12 protein-coding genes are annotated in these 13,769 nt (G+C 67.1%); 10 read left to right on the plus strand and 2 right to left on the minus strand.

From position 1 onward, the window contains the following. Positions 1 to 8 precede the first annotated feature (8 nt). Entirely contained in the window at positions 9 to 1,508 is a 1,500-nt protein-coding gene (gene xylB / locus ACYVF5_RS15755; RefSeq protein ID WP_460948122.1) for a xylulokinase, read from the minus strand. A gap of 194 nt (positions 1,509 to 1,702) precedes the next feature. Between xylB and ACYVF5_RS15760 the strand changes: the two genes are divergently transcribed. The 10 genes from ACYVF5_RS15760 to ACYVF5_RS15805 all read left to right on the plus strand — a co-directional run bounded on the left by ACYVF5_RS15760 (position 1,703) and on the right by ACYVF5_RS15805 (position 12,526). Beyond that, positions 1,703 to 2,428 (plus strand): SDR family oxidoreductase, encoded by a 726-nt coding sequence (locus ACYVF5_RS15760; protein WP_460948124.1) that lies wholly within the window; start codon positions 1,703 to 1,705, stop codon positions 2,426 to 2,428. A 382-nt stretch (positions 2,429 to 2,810) separates the two neighbouring features. Beyond that, positions 2,811 to 3,854, plus strand: a complete 1,044-nt coding sequence (locus tag ACYVF5_RS15765) for a LacI family DNA-binding transcriptional regulator (protein WP_460948126.1) — start codon at positions 2,811 to 2,813, stop codon at positions 3,852 to 3,854. After that, positions 3,851 to 4,924 (plus strand): class I mannose-6-phosphate isomerase, encoded by a 1,074-nt coding sequence (locus ACYVF5_RS15770; RefSeq protein WP_460948128.1) that lies wholly within the window; start codon positions 3,851 to 3,853, stop codon positions 4,922 to 4,924. The genes ACYVF5_RS15765 and ACYVF5_RS15770 overlap by 4 nt, the downstream gene beginning before the upstream one ends. Before the next feature lie 12 nt (positions 4,925 to 4,936). Beyond that, positions 4,937 to 5,698: an ATP-binding cassette domain-containing protein gene (locus ACYVF5_RS15775; RefSeq protein WP_460948129.1), complete on the plus strand. Its 762-nt coding sequence runs from the start codon at positions 4,937 to 4,939 to the stop codon at positions 5,696 to 5,698. Beyond that, the gene (locus ACYVF5_RS15780; RefSeq protein ID WP_460948131.1) at positions 5,695 to 6,786 is read left to right on the plus strand and encodes an ABC transporter permease; all 1,092 of its coding nucleotides are present in this window, start codon (positions 5,695 to 5,697) and stop codon (positions 6,784 to 6,786) included. Before ACYVF5_RS15775 ends, ACYVF5_RS15780 begins: the two co-directional genes overlap by 4 nt. 47 nt (positions 6,787 to 6,833) lie before the next feature. Beyond that, positions 6,834 to 7,826: an ABC transporter substrate-binding protein gene (locus tag ACYVF5_RS15785; RefSeq protein WP_460948133.1), complete on the plus strand. Its 993-nt coding sequence runs from the start codon at positions 6,834 to 6,836 to the stop codon at positions 7,824 to 7,826. Between the two features lie 143 nt (positions 7,827 to 7,969). Continuing rightward, positions 7,970 to 9,481, plus strand: coding sequence for a rhamnulokinase (locus tag ACYVF5_RS15790; RefSeq protein WP_460948135.1), 1,512 nt, complete (start codon positions 7,970 to 7,972; stop codon positions 9,479 to 9,481). Then, positions 9,478 to 10,293, plus strand: coding sequence for a class II aldolase/adducin family protein (locus ACYVF5_RS15795; RefSeq protein WP_460948137.1), 816 nt, complete (start codon positions 9,478 to 9,480; stop codon positions 10,291 to 10,293). The genes ACYVF5_RS15790 and ACYVF5_RS15795 overlap by 4 nt, the downstream gene beginning before the upstream one ends. Continuing rightward, entirely contained in the window at positions 10,290 to 11,021 is a 732-nt protein-coding gene (locus tag ACYVF5_RS15800) for an SDR family oxidoreductase (protein WP_460948139.1), read from the plus strand. Before ACYVF5_RS15795 ends, ACYVF5_RS15800 begins: the two co-directional genes overlap by 4 nt. Beyond that, entirely contained in the window at positions 11,021 to 12,526 is a 1,506-nt protein-coding gene (locus tag ACYVF5_RS15805) for a mannitol dehydrogenase family protein (protein WP_460948141.1), read from the plus strand. Before ACYVF5_RS15800 ends, ACYVF5_RS15805 begins: the two co-directional genes overlap by 1 nt. A 126-nt stretch (positions 12,527 to 12,652) precedes the next feature. Here ACYVF5_RS15805 and ACYVF5_RS15810 read toward each other — a convergent pair whose 3' ends face one another. Continuing rightward, positions 12,653 to 13,612 carry a sugar-binding transcriptional regulator gene (locus tag ACYVF5_RS15810; RefSeq protein ID WP_460948143.1) on the minus strand — a complete coding sequence of 320 codons (960 nt, stop codon included), beginning with the start codon at positions 13,610 to 13,612 and terminating at the stop codon, positions 12,653 to 12,655. Between the last annotated feature and the right edge of the window lie 157 nt (positions 13,613 to 13,769).

Here is a 13,769-nt window from a genome sequence, read left to right on the forward strand (position 1 = left end):
GGGTCCCGTCAGACGCCGGACCGCATCCGGAACCAAGGCTCCAGGCGCTCATAGCCGCTGGTGAAGACGGCATGACGGGCTGCGTAGTCGTTGTGCCTCGCGGTGTCCGGGGTGAACTGGGCCGTCACCTCAGAGAGGCTGCGTGCTGCGCCGAAACCGTCGACGAGGCCGAGGCCGACCGCAGCCGTCACCGCGGCGCCGAGACTGTTGCCCTCTTCGACGACTGTGCGACGCCGAACGGGCACACCCCAGACGTCCGCCATGATCTGCAGCCAGACATCGCTCGCGGCACCACCGCCGATCGCATCGATGCGATCGACCGACGCCCCGGCGTCTCTGAACGCCTGCAGGCAGGTGAGCAGGTTGAAGGCGACACCCTCGAGAACCGCGCGCATCATGTGGGCACGCCCGTGGTGCATGCTGATTCCGAGGAAGGCACCGCGTGCCTGCGGATTCCAGAGCGGTGCGCGCTCACCGAGCAGATAAGGGAGGAAGTAGAGCCCTCCGGTTGCTGCGCCTGCCGTGTCTGCGTCGGCGATGAGCGCACGCAGAGAAGCGCCCGAGGGCTCGGGCGAGAGCAGTTCGCTGATCCACTGGACGGATGCTCCTCCGGCCTGCATCGTCGCCGTCGGCACGAAACTGCCTGGCACGACGTTGTTGAAGGTGAAGGTGCGAAGCGCGGGATCGAGAATGGGGGTGTCAGACGCGAAAGAGATCCAGCTCGACGTGCCGAGGCAGACGAACGCGCCGTCCTCCGGGGCGACGATCCCGGCTCCGACGGCCGCGATCGGACCGTCGCCGCCGCCCATCACCACACGTGTCTCACCCGGCAGCCCCGTCGCAGAGGCGGCGTCGGCGGTGAGGGTGCCGACGATCGCCGTCGAGTCGATGATCTCAGGAAAGATGGCGGGGTCGAGCCCCGCGGCCCGCAGAACGTCCGGCGACCACGCATCCCGCTGCTGGTCATAGGCGTTGGTGCCGGACGCATCCGAACGATCGGTCGCGAGACGGCCGGTGAGGCGGTGCACCACGAAGTCCTTGGCGACGCAGAAGTGCCGAACGCGACGCCAGGCATCCGGCTCGTTGTCTCGCACCCACATGACCTTCTCCACCGAATAGGTGGGGTTGAGTCTGTGGCCGAGCTTCTCGTAGGCAGCTGCTTCTCCGAGTGCGTCGACGAGAGCCGTCGTCTGAGGGCCGCTGCGGGTGTCGGCCCAGATCATGGCCGGGCGCACCGGCTCGTAGGACTCGTCGAGCAGCACAGCGCCCATCATCTGCCCGCTGACCGTCAGCCCGGTCACCTGTCTCGGGTCGACCGCGGACTTCTCGACGAGCGTGCGCGTGGCCTCGACGACAGCGTTCCACCAGTCGGCAGGGTCCTGCTCGGCGACGCCGCCGTCGGCGAACCGCACGCCATAGCCCACGGTCACCGCGGTCACGAGGCGACCGTCGTCTTCGTGCAGGGAGGCCTTGTCGCCTGTGGTTCCCAGGTCGTGGGCGATGATCATCGTCGATTCCTCTCGTCGCAGACACGGCCGGCGCATGACCGATGCGGTTCGCGCGCGGGCGCCCTCGCCACCTGCACTCACATTATCGCCTGCCGGCTGTCGCAGATTTGCTGCCGGCTGGCACGTACACTGGCTGCTGCCGGGCGCGTCAGCGGAGACGAGGCGCCCACCGAGCAGAGAAAGCGATGCACACGATGACAGATTTCACCGGAAGAACAGTTCTTGTCACCGGGGCGAGCGGCGGCATCGGCGGTGCCACCGTCAGACGCCTGGTCGCCAGGGGCGCGACGGTGATCGCGAGCGGCCGTTCGCTCGAGACACTCGAGAAGCTCGCTGACGAAACAGGCGCTACGCCTCTCGCATTCGACCTGGAGAGTGAAGACTCGGTCCGAGACGCCGTCGAGGGCCTCGAGCTGTGGGGTGTTGTGAACTGCGGCGGTTTCGGCGGCGAGATAGCGACTCCCCAAGACACGGACATCGATGTGTTCGACAGGGTGATCAGCATCAACGCACGTGGTGCTCTGCTCGTGATCAAGCACACGGCGCCCGCGATGATCGCCGCCGGTGGAGGCTCGATCGTGAACGTGTCGAGCCAGGCGAGCCTCGTCGCCCTGCGCGGGCATGTCTCATACGGCTCGTCCAAGGCCGCGCTCGACAACATCACCAGGGTCTCTGCCCTCGAACTCGGCGAGCACAACATCCGTGTGAACAGCGTGAACCCGACGGTGGTGATGACCGAGATGTCTGCGTTCTACTGGGGCCGCCCCGAGATCGCCGGCCCGTTCCTCGAGCAGATGCCGCTCGGGCGCTGGGCGACCGAAGACGAGATCGCGGGGCCGATCGTGTTTCTGCTGAGTGATGACGCCTCGATGATCAGCGGCGTCTCTCTGCCGATCGACGGCGGATTCACGAGCGTCTGAGCCCTCTCCGGCCTCGACTTCGGACCCCTCTACGTGACCTTTGCGGACGTACGTGCTCGAAAATCCGGCCCCATGCGTCCGCAAAGGTCACATAGAAGAGGGTGGGCAGACCCCTGCAGCGCGCTGCGGGGGTGCGGCGAGAACCGGGCGAGTTGCGGGATTCTGTCGCCCATGGGACGCTGGGGCCGCAGAAGTCCGCAACTCGTGCAGAGAGGCGGGTCGCCACCGAGACCGCATCGTGACTTGACAGGGTGAAAGACACCTGTGCACGATGGACCCAACCTCGAAAGACAACGTTGTCTCGCCACACTGTCTCGCCACACTCCTGGCTCTCGGACTCGTTGCCTTTCCCGCAATGACAACGTTGTCTCGAAGGAGCGCGATGAGGCAGAGTCCCGGCATCAAGGATGTCGCCGCCCGCGCCGGTGTGAGCATCAAGACCGTGTCACGGGTGGTCAACGGCATCACGACTGTGATGCCAGACACGAGGCTGCGCGTCGAGCAGGCGATCTCTGAGCTGAACTACGTGCCGAACCCGATGGCGCGAGCGCTGAAGTCGGGCATAGCGGATGCCATCGGCGTGGTGATCGACACCATCGACGACGTGTTCTTCGCCTCGCTCGTGAGCGCCATCGAGCAGCGAGCCGAGCACGACGAACTCGGCCTGGTGATCGCGAGCACCGGGTTCAGCGCAGAGCGCGAGCAGGATCAGCTGCTGCGCCTGGCCGGCCAGAGGGTGCGGGGAATCATCCTGTCGCCCGTCGGCGAGAGTCACGACTATCTGCAGGACCACAGGCCGCACATGCCCGTGGTGATGGTCGACCGCTCTCAGCACGGTTATGACTCGGTCACCGTCGACGACGAGGGCGCGACGCGCGAGGGCGTCGAGGGGCTCATCGCCCTCGGGCACCGCCGGATCGCCCTGGTCGGGCGCGACGAGCGCTACCAGACCATCGTCAGGCGCGTTCGGGGATTTGCTGGTGCTCTCGCCGACCACGGTCTCACAGCAGACGCCGATCTGATGCCGGGGAGCACCGCGGAGACAGAGACGGCCAGGCTCGCCACCCTCGAGATCCTCGCGGGCGAGAACGTGCCGACGGCTATCTTCGCCGCCAATTCACGCGCCGGCATCGGTGTGGTGACAGCACTGCACGAGGTCGAGCGGACAGACATCGCGTTCATCTCGTTCGGTGACTTCTCGCTGGCGGACGTGCTGAAGCCCGCTGTCTCGTGCATCGACCAAGACCCCTACCGCATCGGCAACGCTGCCTTCGATCGACTGATGGCGCTCATCGCCGACCCAGCCCTCGAGCCGAAAGACATTTCGGTCGAGACCGAACTGCACACGAGGGGGTCGGGCGAGATCCTGCCGCCCGCCGGCCCCGCGGCAGAACGGGCATCCGCAGAAGAGAGGACCCGCACATGAAACCGGTGAGCCTCGCGCCGAACCTGGTCGAGCACTTCTATCGCGGCGGCGAGCGCATCGCCGCACTCCGCGGCATCGCCACAACCTCTGAGTTCCAGCCGGAGGAGTGGCTCGCCTCGACCGTCGCCCGCGCGGGTGAGTCGCCGGCGGGGCTCTCGAGAACCGCCGACGGCACCCTGCTGCGCGACCTCGTCTCTGCAGACCACACCGCATGGGTGGGGCCGGATGCCGCGGCAGCGTGGGGTCGGGCGGATGTCGGCATTCTCGTCAAACTGCTCGACGCCAGGCAGCGGCTTCCGGTGCACGTGCACCCCTCACGAGAGTTCGCGACCTCGCACCTGGGCTGCCCCTATGGCAAGACCGAGGCGTGGTTCGTGCTCGAGAGCGCCTCTGGAGCAGCCGTCTACCTGGGCTGGAACACCGACGTCGACCGCGGGGAACTCGACGATCGTCGTGACGCGCAAGACAGCGAGTGGATGCTCTCGCACATGAACCGCATCGAGGTCGCGCCCGGTATGGGGATCGTGGTTCCCGCGGGCACGGCCCACGCCATCGATGCGGGGATTCTTCTCGCCGAGGTTCAGGAGCCGACAGACATGTCGATCCTGCTCGAGTGGTCGGGGACGACCTTGACGAGGAACGAGTCCCACCTCGGGCTGGGATTCGACGCCGTGATGCCCGCTGTGTCGAAAGCCCGGCTTCCGCTCGGCACCGTTGAGCGGCTCGTCACGAGAAACGACCTGTCTCGCACGACTCGCGAGCCGCTGCCGCTGCTCGCGGCAGACACCGCCCCCTTCTTTCGGCTGTTCCACGCCGCCCCGGAACCCGGCGGGGTGAACAGGTTCGCGGCAGGATTCGCCGTTGTGCTGGTTCTGAGCGGATCGGCCGAGCTCTGCGGCAGCACCGAGACCGTCACGGTGAACGCCGGCGACGTGCTGGCCGTTCCGCACTCATTCGGGGACTGGCGGGTGTCTGGCGACGCCGGACTTCTCGTCGGAACACCGGGCGACGGCTGGCCGGCGACCCTGAACGAGGCGACAGGCGAAACCGCCAACCGGGTCGTCAACTGAGAGGAGACCACAATGCCTGTGCCGATATTGGAAGCGAGAGGGCTTTCGAGGGCGTTCGGTCACGTGCGCGCACTCGACAACGCCGACTTCGATGTGCACCGGGGTGAGGTCGTCGCCCTCATCGGCGACAACGGCGCGGGCAAGTCGACGCTCGTGAAAGCGCTCTCGGGCAACCTGCCGATCGACAGCGGCCAGATCCTCTTCGAGGGCGAACCGGTCTCACTGACGAGCCCGACGCAGGCGAGCGCGCTCGGCATCGAGACGGTGCACCAGGACCTCGCGCTCGCGCCGCACCTGAGCCCCGCAGACAACATGTTCCTCGGCCGTGAGCTTATGCAGCCGGGCATCGGCGGGCTGTTCGGCTTCATGCGCAACAAAGAGATGCGGGAGCGCTCACGCAAGGCGTTCGACGACCTCGGCGCGACCGTCGGATCGCTCACCACTCCCGTCGGAAGCATGTCGGGCGGTCAGCGACAGGCCGTCGCCATCGCCCGCGCTGTGGCCTGGGCGAACAAGGTCATCTTTCTCGACGAGCCGACCGCTGCACTCGGCGTTCGGCAGACCAAGAACGTGCTCGAGACCATTCGCAGGGTCAGGGACCAGGGGGTTGCCGTCGTCTTCATCAGCCACTCGATGCCGCACGTGATCGACGTCTCTGACCGCGTGCAGGTGCTGCGTCTCGGCACCCGCGTCGCATCGCTCGAGACCCCCAAGACATCCATGGAAGAACTCGTCGGCATGATGACCGGCGCGACGGTGGGGGGAACGGCATGAGCATCATCGAACCCCGGGACACGGATGCCGTCGTCGCGCCGCCAGGGGGCGAACCGGACCAGAACGATGGCCTGGTGAAGCGGCTGCTCAAGGCGCAGTCGTTCCAGATCCTGCTTGTGCTGCTCGTCATCGTGCTGATCTTCAGCCTGCTCGCGCCGGACACCTTCGCGCAGTGGAGCAACATGCGGCTGATCATGCAGAACGCCTCGATCCTCGCGGTGCTCGGCGTCGGAATGACCTTCATCATCGTGACCTCGGGGATCGACCTCTCCGTCGGCTCCGTTCTCGTTTTCTCCGGTGTGGTGTCGGCCATGGTCATGCGAACGATCGGCGGTGAAGGCTGGGGAGTGGCGACGGTCGGGATCATCGTCGCGATCGTCGCCGGACTGTTCTGGGGCGCCGTCAACGGCATCCTCATCACCAAGGCGAAGGTGCCGCCGCTCATCGTGACCCTCGGCACCATGGGCATGGCGCTCGGATTCGCACAGATCCTCACCGGCGGCGTGGACATTCGCGAGGTGCCGAGTGTGCTGAGCTCCGTGATCGGATACGGCAATGTCTTCGGGATCATCCCCGTCATCTCGGTGATCGCCCTCGTCGTTGTGGTGATCGGCGCGGTCGTCCTGCACTTCACGAGGTTCGGCAGGTACACGTATGCCATCGGCTCGAGCAACGAGGCGTCGCGTCGCGTGGGCGTCAACGTCGACAGGCACCTGCTCAAGGTCTACATGTTCGCGGGCGCCCTGGCCGGTCTGGGCGGCATCCTCTCGCTGTCGCAGTTCAACACCACGGCGATCGCCGGGCAGTCGACCACCAATCTGAACGTCATCGCAGCCGTCGTGATCGGCGGCACCTCGCTGTTCGGCGGCATCGGAACGATCTTCGGCACCATCGTCGGCCTGTTCATTCCGGCCGTTCTGCAGAACGGGTTCGTCATCACCGGCGTTCAGCCGTTCTGGCAGCAGGTCGCCGTCGGTGCCGTGCTGATCGGCGCGGTGTACGTCGACCAGGCACGCCGCGCCTCTGCCATGCGCGGCGCGAAGAAAGAGAACCCATGGACGAGGCTTCTCAGGGGCAGACCGGACTGAGGAGAGACCTGCACCACCACACCAATGGATAACAAGGAGTGATCACAATGAAGTGGAAGAAATCAGCATTCGGGGCACTCGCCGTCGCGGCGTCTGCCGGGCTCGTGCTCGCTGGATGTTCGGGTGGCGACGGCGGTGGCGGCGGCGACGCCGGGGGCGGCGACGACAGCGTCGAGATCGCCTTCGTCCAGGGCGTCTCGGGCGACGAGTTCTACATCTCGATGCAGTGCGGAATCGAAGCGGCGGCCGAAGAGGCAGGTGCCGCTGTCGAGACGCAGGGCCCGGAGAAGTTCAACCCGACCCTGCAGAAGCCGATCGTCGACTCCGTCGTCTCGTCGAACCCAGACGTGCTCCTGGTCGCGCCGACAGACGTCACGGCGATGGAGGCTCCGATCCAGGCGGCGGCGGATGCGGGGATCACCGTCGTTCTCGTCGACACCACCCTCGACAACCCGTCGATGGCCGTCTCGCGCATCGCCTCGGACAACGTCGGGGGCGGAGCTGCCGCGTTCGAGGCGATCAAGGAGCAGAACCCCGACGGCGGCAAGGTGCTCGTCATCTCGACGGACCCCGGTGTCTCGACGCTCGACATGCGCGTGCAGGGCTTCGAAGAAGCTGCCGCAGAGGACGAGAGCTTCGAGTACCTCGGTGTGCAGTACAGCCACAACGAGCCGGCGACAGCTGCCGAGCTCGTGACGGCAGCGCTGCAGAAGGACCCTGACATCGTCGGGATCTTCGCGGCCAACCTCTTCGCGGCCGAAGGCACCGCGACGGGTGTGCAACAGGCGGGCAAGACCGACAGCGTCACCATCGTCGGGTTCGACGCCGGCCCTGCTCAGGTCGAGCAGCTCAAGAACGGCGTTGTGCAGGCGCTCGTCGCGCAGGAGCCGGAGAACATCGGCACACAGGCGGTGGAGCAGGCGATAGCCTCGCTGAACGGCGAGACCGTCGAAGAAGAGATCCAGACCGGCTTCACCATCCTCACGCAGGAGAACATCGACGGCGAGGGTGCGGACGCCGTCTACAAGTCCTCCTGCTGAGAGGAGGCGTGTCTGACGATTCTCGCCTCACGTCGCTCGCTTCGGCGAGAATCGTCGGACACGTCCTCACGGGGCCCGTCAGCCGCGCGGGTCTGCACCACTGCTCACACCTGAGATCACAGAATCGAATCCTCGAGGAGAACATGCCAGGCGAGAGAACCGGTTTCGTCGCCATCGACCTCGGATCGTCGAACGGACGGGTGATGCTCGGCATCGTCGACGACGAGCGGTGCGACCTGCACACCATCCACCGCTTCGCCAACGTCCCGCTCCGGGGCGGCACCCTCGCCTGGGACGTCGACGCTCTCTTCAGCGAGACCCTCGACGGGCTCGCGCTCGCCGTGGCGTTCGCCGCCGACAACGGGGTTCGGATTCGCGGCATCGGTGTGAGCGCCTGGGGCGTCGACTATGCCAGGCTCGCGCCGAACGGCGACTTGCTCGGTGTGGTCAAGCACCACAGGGCAGCAGATCACGACATGCCGCGGGCATCCGCCGCACTCGTCTCTCCCGAAACGGCGTGGGCGGTGACCGGGGTGCTCGACCAGGCCATCAACACGTCGCACCAGCTGCGCACAGACGCCTCAGGCGGTGAGCTCGCCCCCGATCAGACCGTTCTGCTCGTGCCGGACCTCTGGGTGCAGAGGCTCACGGGTGCCATCGGCGCCGAACGCACCATCGCGTCGACCACAGGGCTTCTCGACAGGACCAGTGGCACCTGGTCACAGGAACTGACGGATGCCTGGGGCATCCGCGTCATTCTTCCCCCGCTTGTCGACGACGGCACGTTCGCCGGATACACGCGGCCAGAGGTGACAGGACGCATCGGGTCGGCTTCCGCGCTCCCGGTGTACTACGTCGCCGGTCATGACACAGCGAGCGCCGCCATCACCGTGCCGGATCCAGACCCTGATCCCGATACGGTCACCGGGATCGTCTCTGCGGGAAGCTGGGCGGTCACGGGAGTGCAGTGCGACGTGCCGGTGCTCAGCGAAGAGGCCAGACAGCTCGGCTTCACCAACGAGCTCGGCGCACAGGGATGCAACCTGCTCGTGCGCAACCTCAGCGGCATGTGGCTGCTGCAGGAGTGTGTGCGCGCCTGGAGCGAGGCCACGGGCGAGCGGGTCGACCTTCTCGACCTGCTTCGAGAGGCCGAGCAGTCTGAGCACCCGGGCGTCATCGACGTGTCCGATCCGCAGCTCCAGCTTCCAGGAGGACTGGCCGAGCGGATCGGCGACCGTTGCGAGGCCGCCGGTCATCCGCGGCCGGCACGGGAGGCGGACACGGTTATGGTGATCCTTCGCAGTCTCGCCGTCGCCTATCGCGACACCGTGAACGAGGCGGCTCGCCTGGTCGGCAAACGGCCGGACGGCATCCGCATCATCAGCGGCGGATCCCGCAACGCGCTGCTCTGCCGCCTGACCGCCGACCTCTCAGGCCTTCCTGTCGAGGCCGGCCCGGCTGAGGCGACGAGCCTCGGCATCGTGTTCCGCCTCGCGGTCGCCAGCGGGCGTCTGCCGGATGCCGCCGCCGCTCGCTCGCTCATCCGTGCCGGCGACGACACCCCGGCCCGCTACACTCCGAACGCACATACTCCGAACGCACACACACCCGCTCACGAGCGGCGCACCGACACGTCACGAAAGGCCGTTCTATGACACACGAGACGCCCCACGCGCTTCTCGACCTCGTCTCGCTCTCGCGGGACCTCGGCGATCCGTCCGCCGATCTCGTGATCCTCGGCGAGGGCAACACCTCGCTGCAAGACGGCGCGGACATGCTCGTCAAAGCGAGCGGCGCCGCGATGGCGACAGTGACGCCGTCGGATTTCGTGCGGATGCGCGTGGCAGACGTGCTCGACCTGATCACCGATCGGGCCGCAGGCGAGATCGATGTGGATCGGCTGTTCAGCGCGGTGCAGGACCGTCACGACGGCAGACGCCCGTCGGTCGAGGCACTGCTTCACGCGGTCTGTCTCGAGGTCGACGAGGTGCGGGCGGCCGGGCACACGCATCCGATCGCCGTGAACGCGATCCTGTGCTCGGTCAACGCCCCGCTTCTCACCCAGGGTTCGCTCTTTCCCGACCAGATCGTGGTGCTCGGAACCGAGCCGCTGCTCGTCGAGTACGTCGATCCGGGGCTCGCACTCGCGCGCGTTGTGCGCGACAAACTCGTGAGGTACGTGGATGACCACGGGCATGCTCCCAAGGTGATCTATCTGCGCAATCACGGAATGTTCGCCCTCGGGGCCTCGGCGCACGAGGTGCGCCAGATCACGGCGATGGCCGTGAAATGCGCTCGTGTGCTGCAGGCGGCTGTCGCCTTCGGCGGTGTGCGGTTCATGCCGAAGCACGAGGTCGACCGCATCAACACGAGGCCGGACGAGATCTTCCGCCGCCAGCGCCTCGCCGAGTCGCCGGGCGATGCGCGGTCCGTTCCGCCGATGGCGATGAGAGAAGGAGCATCATGACCGAGAGCATGGCCGGCAGGGTGGCCGTGGTGACCGGGGCGAGTTCGGGCATCGGGCTCGCTGCCACGCTGGCGCTCGTCGAGAGCGGATGCCGTGTGCTGGCGGTCGGCAGGTCGGAGGACAGGCTTCTCCCCCTGAGCGAGAAGAACCCTGGGTCGGTGGCGACCCTTGCCATCGACGTCGGGCGGGCAGGGTCGGCAGACGCCATCGTCGACGCAGCCGTCACACGATTCGGCGGCCTGGACATCGTGATGCCGAACGCCGGGATCTATGTCGGCGGCGATCTCGCCGACACCGGGCAGCAGCCGATCGCCGACCTCGTGAGCACAAACGTCACAGGGGTGTTCTCCCTCGTCAGGGCGGCGCTGCCCAAACTCATCGATCAGGGTCACGGAGACATCCTCGTGACGAGCTCGGTGGCCGGGCATCAGGACATCCACTGGGAGCCCGTCTATTCGGCGAGCAAGCATGCAGTGCAGTCTTTTGTGCACTCCGTCAGGCGGCAGGTCGCCGCAACCGGGGTGCGCATCGGCGCCGTCGCTCCCGGCGTGGTGCTCAATCCTCTCTGGGGTTTCGAGCCGGGCTCCGCCGCAGAGGCCGAGCATGTGGCAGCGGGCACCGGCATCCGCTCCGAAGACGTTGCTGACGCGATGCTGTTCATGCTCAGCCGGCCGAAGCACGTGGTCATCCGTGACCTCGTCATCCTCCCGACCGGGCAGGACATCTGATGGCGGAGCCTGCGACTCCTGTGCGTCTCTCGTCGGCTGCTCTGCCGCAGCTGAAGCAGGCGCCCGACCTCACGGTGCCCGCCTATGACCGCGCGGGTCTCACGACCGGCATCGTGCACATCGGCGTCGGCGCATTCCACCGTTCGCACCAGGCCGTGGTGATCGATGATCTGCTCGCCGGCGGCGGCGGCGCACGCGACTGGGCGATCTGCGGAGTCGGCCTTCGTGAGGGCAGCAGGCGCATCCGAGACGCACTCGAGGCGCAGGATGGCCTCTACACACTCGTCGAGAAGCATCCGGACGGCGGCCGCACGGCGCGCGTGATCGGGTCGATCGTCGAGTTCCTGTATGCACCTGACGATCCGGACGCGGTGCTCGAGCGGATGGCGTCGCCCGAGACGCGCATCGTCTCGCTGACGATCACCGAAGGCGGATACAACGTCGACCAGGTGACGGGGGAGTTCGACCTCGGCGCCGACGGGATCGCCGGCGAGCTCACAGCCGAGACGCCGACGACGGTCTTCGGCTACCTCGCCGAAGCGCTCAGACGGCGGCGTGACCGCGGCATCGGGCCGTTCACCGTGATGTCGTGCGACAACCTGCAGCACAACGGGCGGATCGCGCGCACAGCCGTCGTCACGTTCGCGACAGCCCTCGATCGGGAGCTCGGCGACTGGATCGCGCGGAACGTGCTGTTCCCGAGTTCGATGGTCGACAGGATCACACCGGTGACGACAGACGCTGACCGTGCCGAGCTCGCGCGGCAGTTCGGCATCGACGACGCCTGGCCCGTCGTCGCCGAACCGTTCACCCAGTGGGTGCTCGAGGATTCGTTCACCGCCGGCCGGCCGCCCTTCGAGCGGGCGGGTGTGCAGGTCGTCGACGACGTCGAACCCTACGAGATGATGAAACTGCGGATGCTCAACGCCAGCCACCAGGCGATGGCATACGTCGGTCACCTGCTGGGCTATGAATACGTGCACGATGCCGCGAACGACCCCGTCATCGCGCGATTCCTGCTCGAATACATGCGCCGCGAGGCTGCGCCGACGCTCCGGCCCGTTCCCGGCATCGACCTCGAGCGCTACCCGGAGCAGCTCGTCGAGCGCTTCGCCAACCCGGGTGTGCGCGACACCATCGCCCGGCTGTGCGCAGACACCTCTGACCGCATCCCGAAGTTCGTCGGTCCCGTCATCCGCGACGCGCTCGCCGGCGGCGGCGACGTCGCACTCTCGGCGGCGATAGTCGCCAGCTGGGCGCGTTATGCGACAGGGGTCGACGAGAACGGGCAGCCGTTCGAGGTGGTGGACCGGCTGCGCGATGAGCTGATCGCGAGGGCGCGACAGTACCCGGAGCATCCGTACGCGTTTCTCGACGACGAGCGTCTGTTCGGCCGCCTGATCGACGACCCGCGATTCGTCGCCGAATACGATCACGCCCTCGCGCTGATGCACGAGGTCGGCGTGCGGAAGACGCTCGAGACCCTGCTCGACGAGCTGGGCTGAGGCCGCGCCGCGCGGGCAGGCCGCCGGCCCGGCGATTTCACCTCATCTGGACATATGCACCCGGTATGCGGGGTGAAAACGTCCGGACGAGGTGAGATCGTGCACAGGTGCTGCGATTCGCGCGCGTCAGCCGAGTGGGGTGAGCAGGGCGGATCCCGTGATCGAGTCCGTCACGAGGGTGTGCGGGATGCCGCTGGCGAGCACCGCGCGAATCGACTCGAGTTTGTCTGACCCTCCGGCGACCGCGATCACCTCTGGCACCGCACGCAGCTCGCTCATGGAGATTCCGACCGCCCGTTCGGTGACGGGCGACGGCAGCGGCCGCCCGGTGTTGTCGAGCACGAACGCGCACATGTCTGCCGTCGCGCCTCGCTCGAGCAGCTCCCGCCGCTCAGGCTCCTCGATCTGCGCATAGAGCGTGGATTTGGGCGGCGACCACGACCCGACGCCCACGAGGGCAACTGTCAGGTCGGAGTAGCGATCGAGCGTTGCGGCGATGCCCGGCTCTGCCCGGAGCTCATCGGCGACGGCGGCGCTGCGCATCAGCAGGGGGGCGTGCAGGGCCCAGGTGCGCCCGCGTGTCTTCTGGGCGAGGCGCCTGAGAAGTTCGACCCCGTTGACGTTGAGATCGACGCTCGGCAGGCCGCCGACGAGCTGCACCAGATCACAGGCCGGAAGGGCCGAGACAGCATCCACGACGTTCGTCAGGCTGGTGCCCCACGAGATTCCGAGCACGTCGTCTGCGTCGAGACTCGACTGCAGAAGCTCGGCGCAGGCCTGGCCGATGAGAGGTCCGACGACGTCTGGCGAAGGATCTGTTGTCGTGACGACGATGGCGCGCGGGATGCCGTAGTGCCGCGCCAGCTTTTCGCCCAGATGCAGGTCGACTTCGGCCGGCATCTCGATGTGGATCTGCACGATGCCCTGCGCGCGTGCCTCGTCGAGCAACCGCGCCACCTTGAAACGCGAGATGCCGAGCTCGTCGGCGATCTCGCTCTTCTGCCTGTTGTCGAGGTAGTACCGACGCGCCACGATCGCCGCTTCGAGTCGCGCACGCAGAGGCGTGCCGCGGTGTTCAAGCGACATCTGGCCTCCTTTCGCTGGTCGAGCCTCTCGGTGGTCGGGCCTGTCGAGACCCGGGCCCCTCGGTGGTCGAGCCTGTCGAGACCGGGCCGAAACCTGACACGCGTTGCCCCCGCGCAGGTGCCAGTGTACAGTAGCAGGGCGCTCGTATGAGCAGTGA

It is taken from the genome of Okibacterium endophyticum, assembly GCF_054780075.1.

Bases quoted from the DNA above. Each gene is read 5' to 3' on its own strand.
- xylB (WP_460948122.1), bottom strand. From the start codon at position 1,508: ATGATCATCGCCCACGACCTGGGAACCACAGGCGACAAGGCCTCCCTG.
- ACYVF5_RS15760 (WP_460948124.1), top strand. From the start codon at position 1,703: ATGACAGATTTCACCGGAAGAACAGTTCTTGTCACCGGGGCGAGCGGC.
- ACYVF5_RS15765 (WP_460948126.1), top strand. From the start codon at position 2,811: ATGAGGCAGAGTCCCGGCATCAAGGATGTCGCCGCCCGCGCCGGTGTG.
- ACYVF5_RS15770 (WP_460948128.1), top strand. From the start codon at position 3,851: ATGAAACCGGTGAGCCTCGCGCCGAACCTGGTCGAGCACTTCTATCGC.
- ACYVF5_RS15775 (WP_460948129.1), top strand. From the start codon at position 4,937: ATGCCTGTGCCGATATTGGAAGCGAGAGGGCTTTCGAGGGCGTTCGGT.
- ACYVF5_RS15780 (WP_460948131.1), top strand. From the start codon at position 5,695: ATGAGCATCATCGAACCCCGGGACACGGATGCCGTCGTCGCGCCGCCA.
- ACYVF5_RS15785 (WP_460948133.1), top strand. From the start codon at position 6,834: ATGAAGTGGAAGAAATCAGCATTCGGGGCACTCGCCGTCGCGGCGTCT.
- ACYVF5_RS15790 (WP_460948135.1), top strand. From the start codon at position 7,970: ATGCCAGGCGAGAGAACCGGTTTCGTCGCCATCGACCTCGGATCGTCG.
- ACYVF5_RS15795 (WP_460948137.1), top strand. From the start codon at position 9,478: ATGACACACGAGACGCCCCACGCGCTTCTCGACCTCGTCTCGCTCTCG.
- ACYVF5_RS15800 (WP_460948139.1), top strand. From the start codon at position 10,290: ATGACCGAGAGCATGGCCGGCAGGGTGGCCGTGGTGACCGGGGCGAGT.
- ACYVF5_RS15805 (WP_460948141.1), top strand. From the start codon at position 11,021: ATGGCGGAGCCTGCGACTCCTGTGCGTCTCTCGTCGGCTGCTCTGCCG.
- ACYVF5_RS15810 (WP_460948143.1), bottom strand. From the start codon at position 13,612: ATGTCGCTTGAACACCGCGGCACGCCTCTGCGTGCGCGACTCGAAGCG.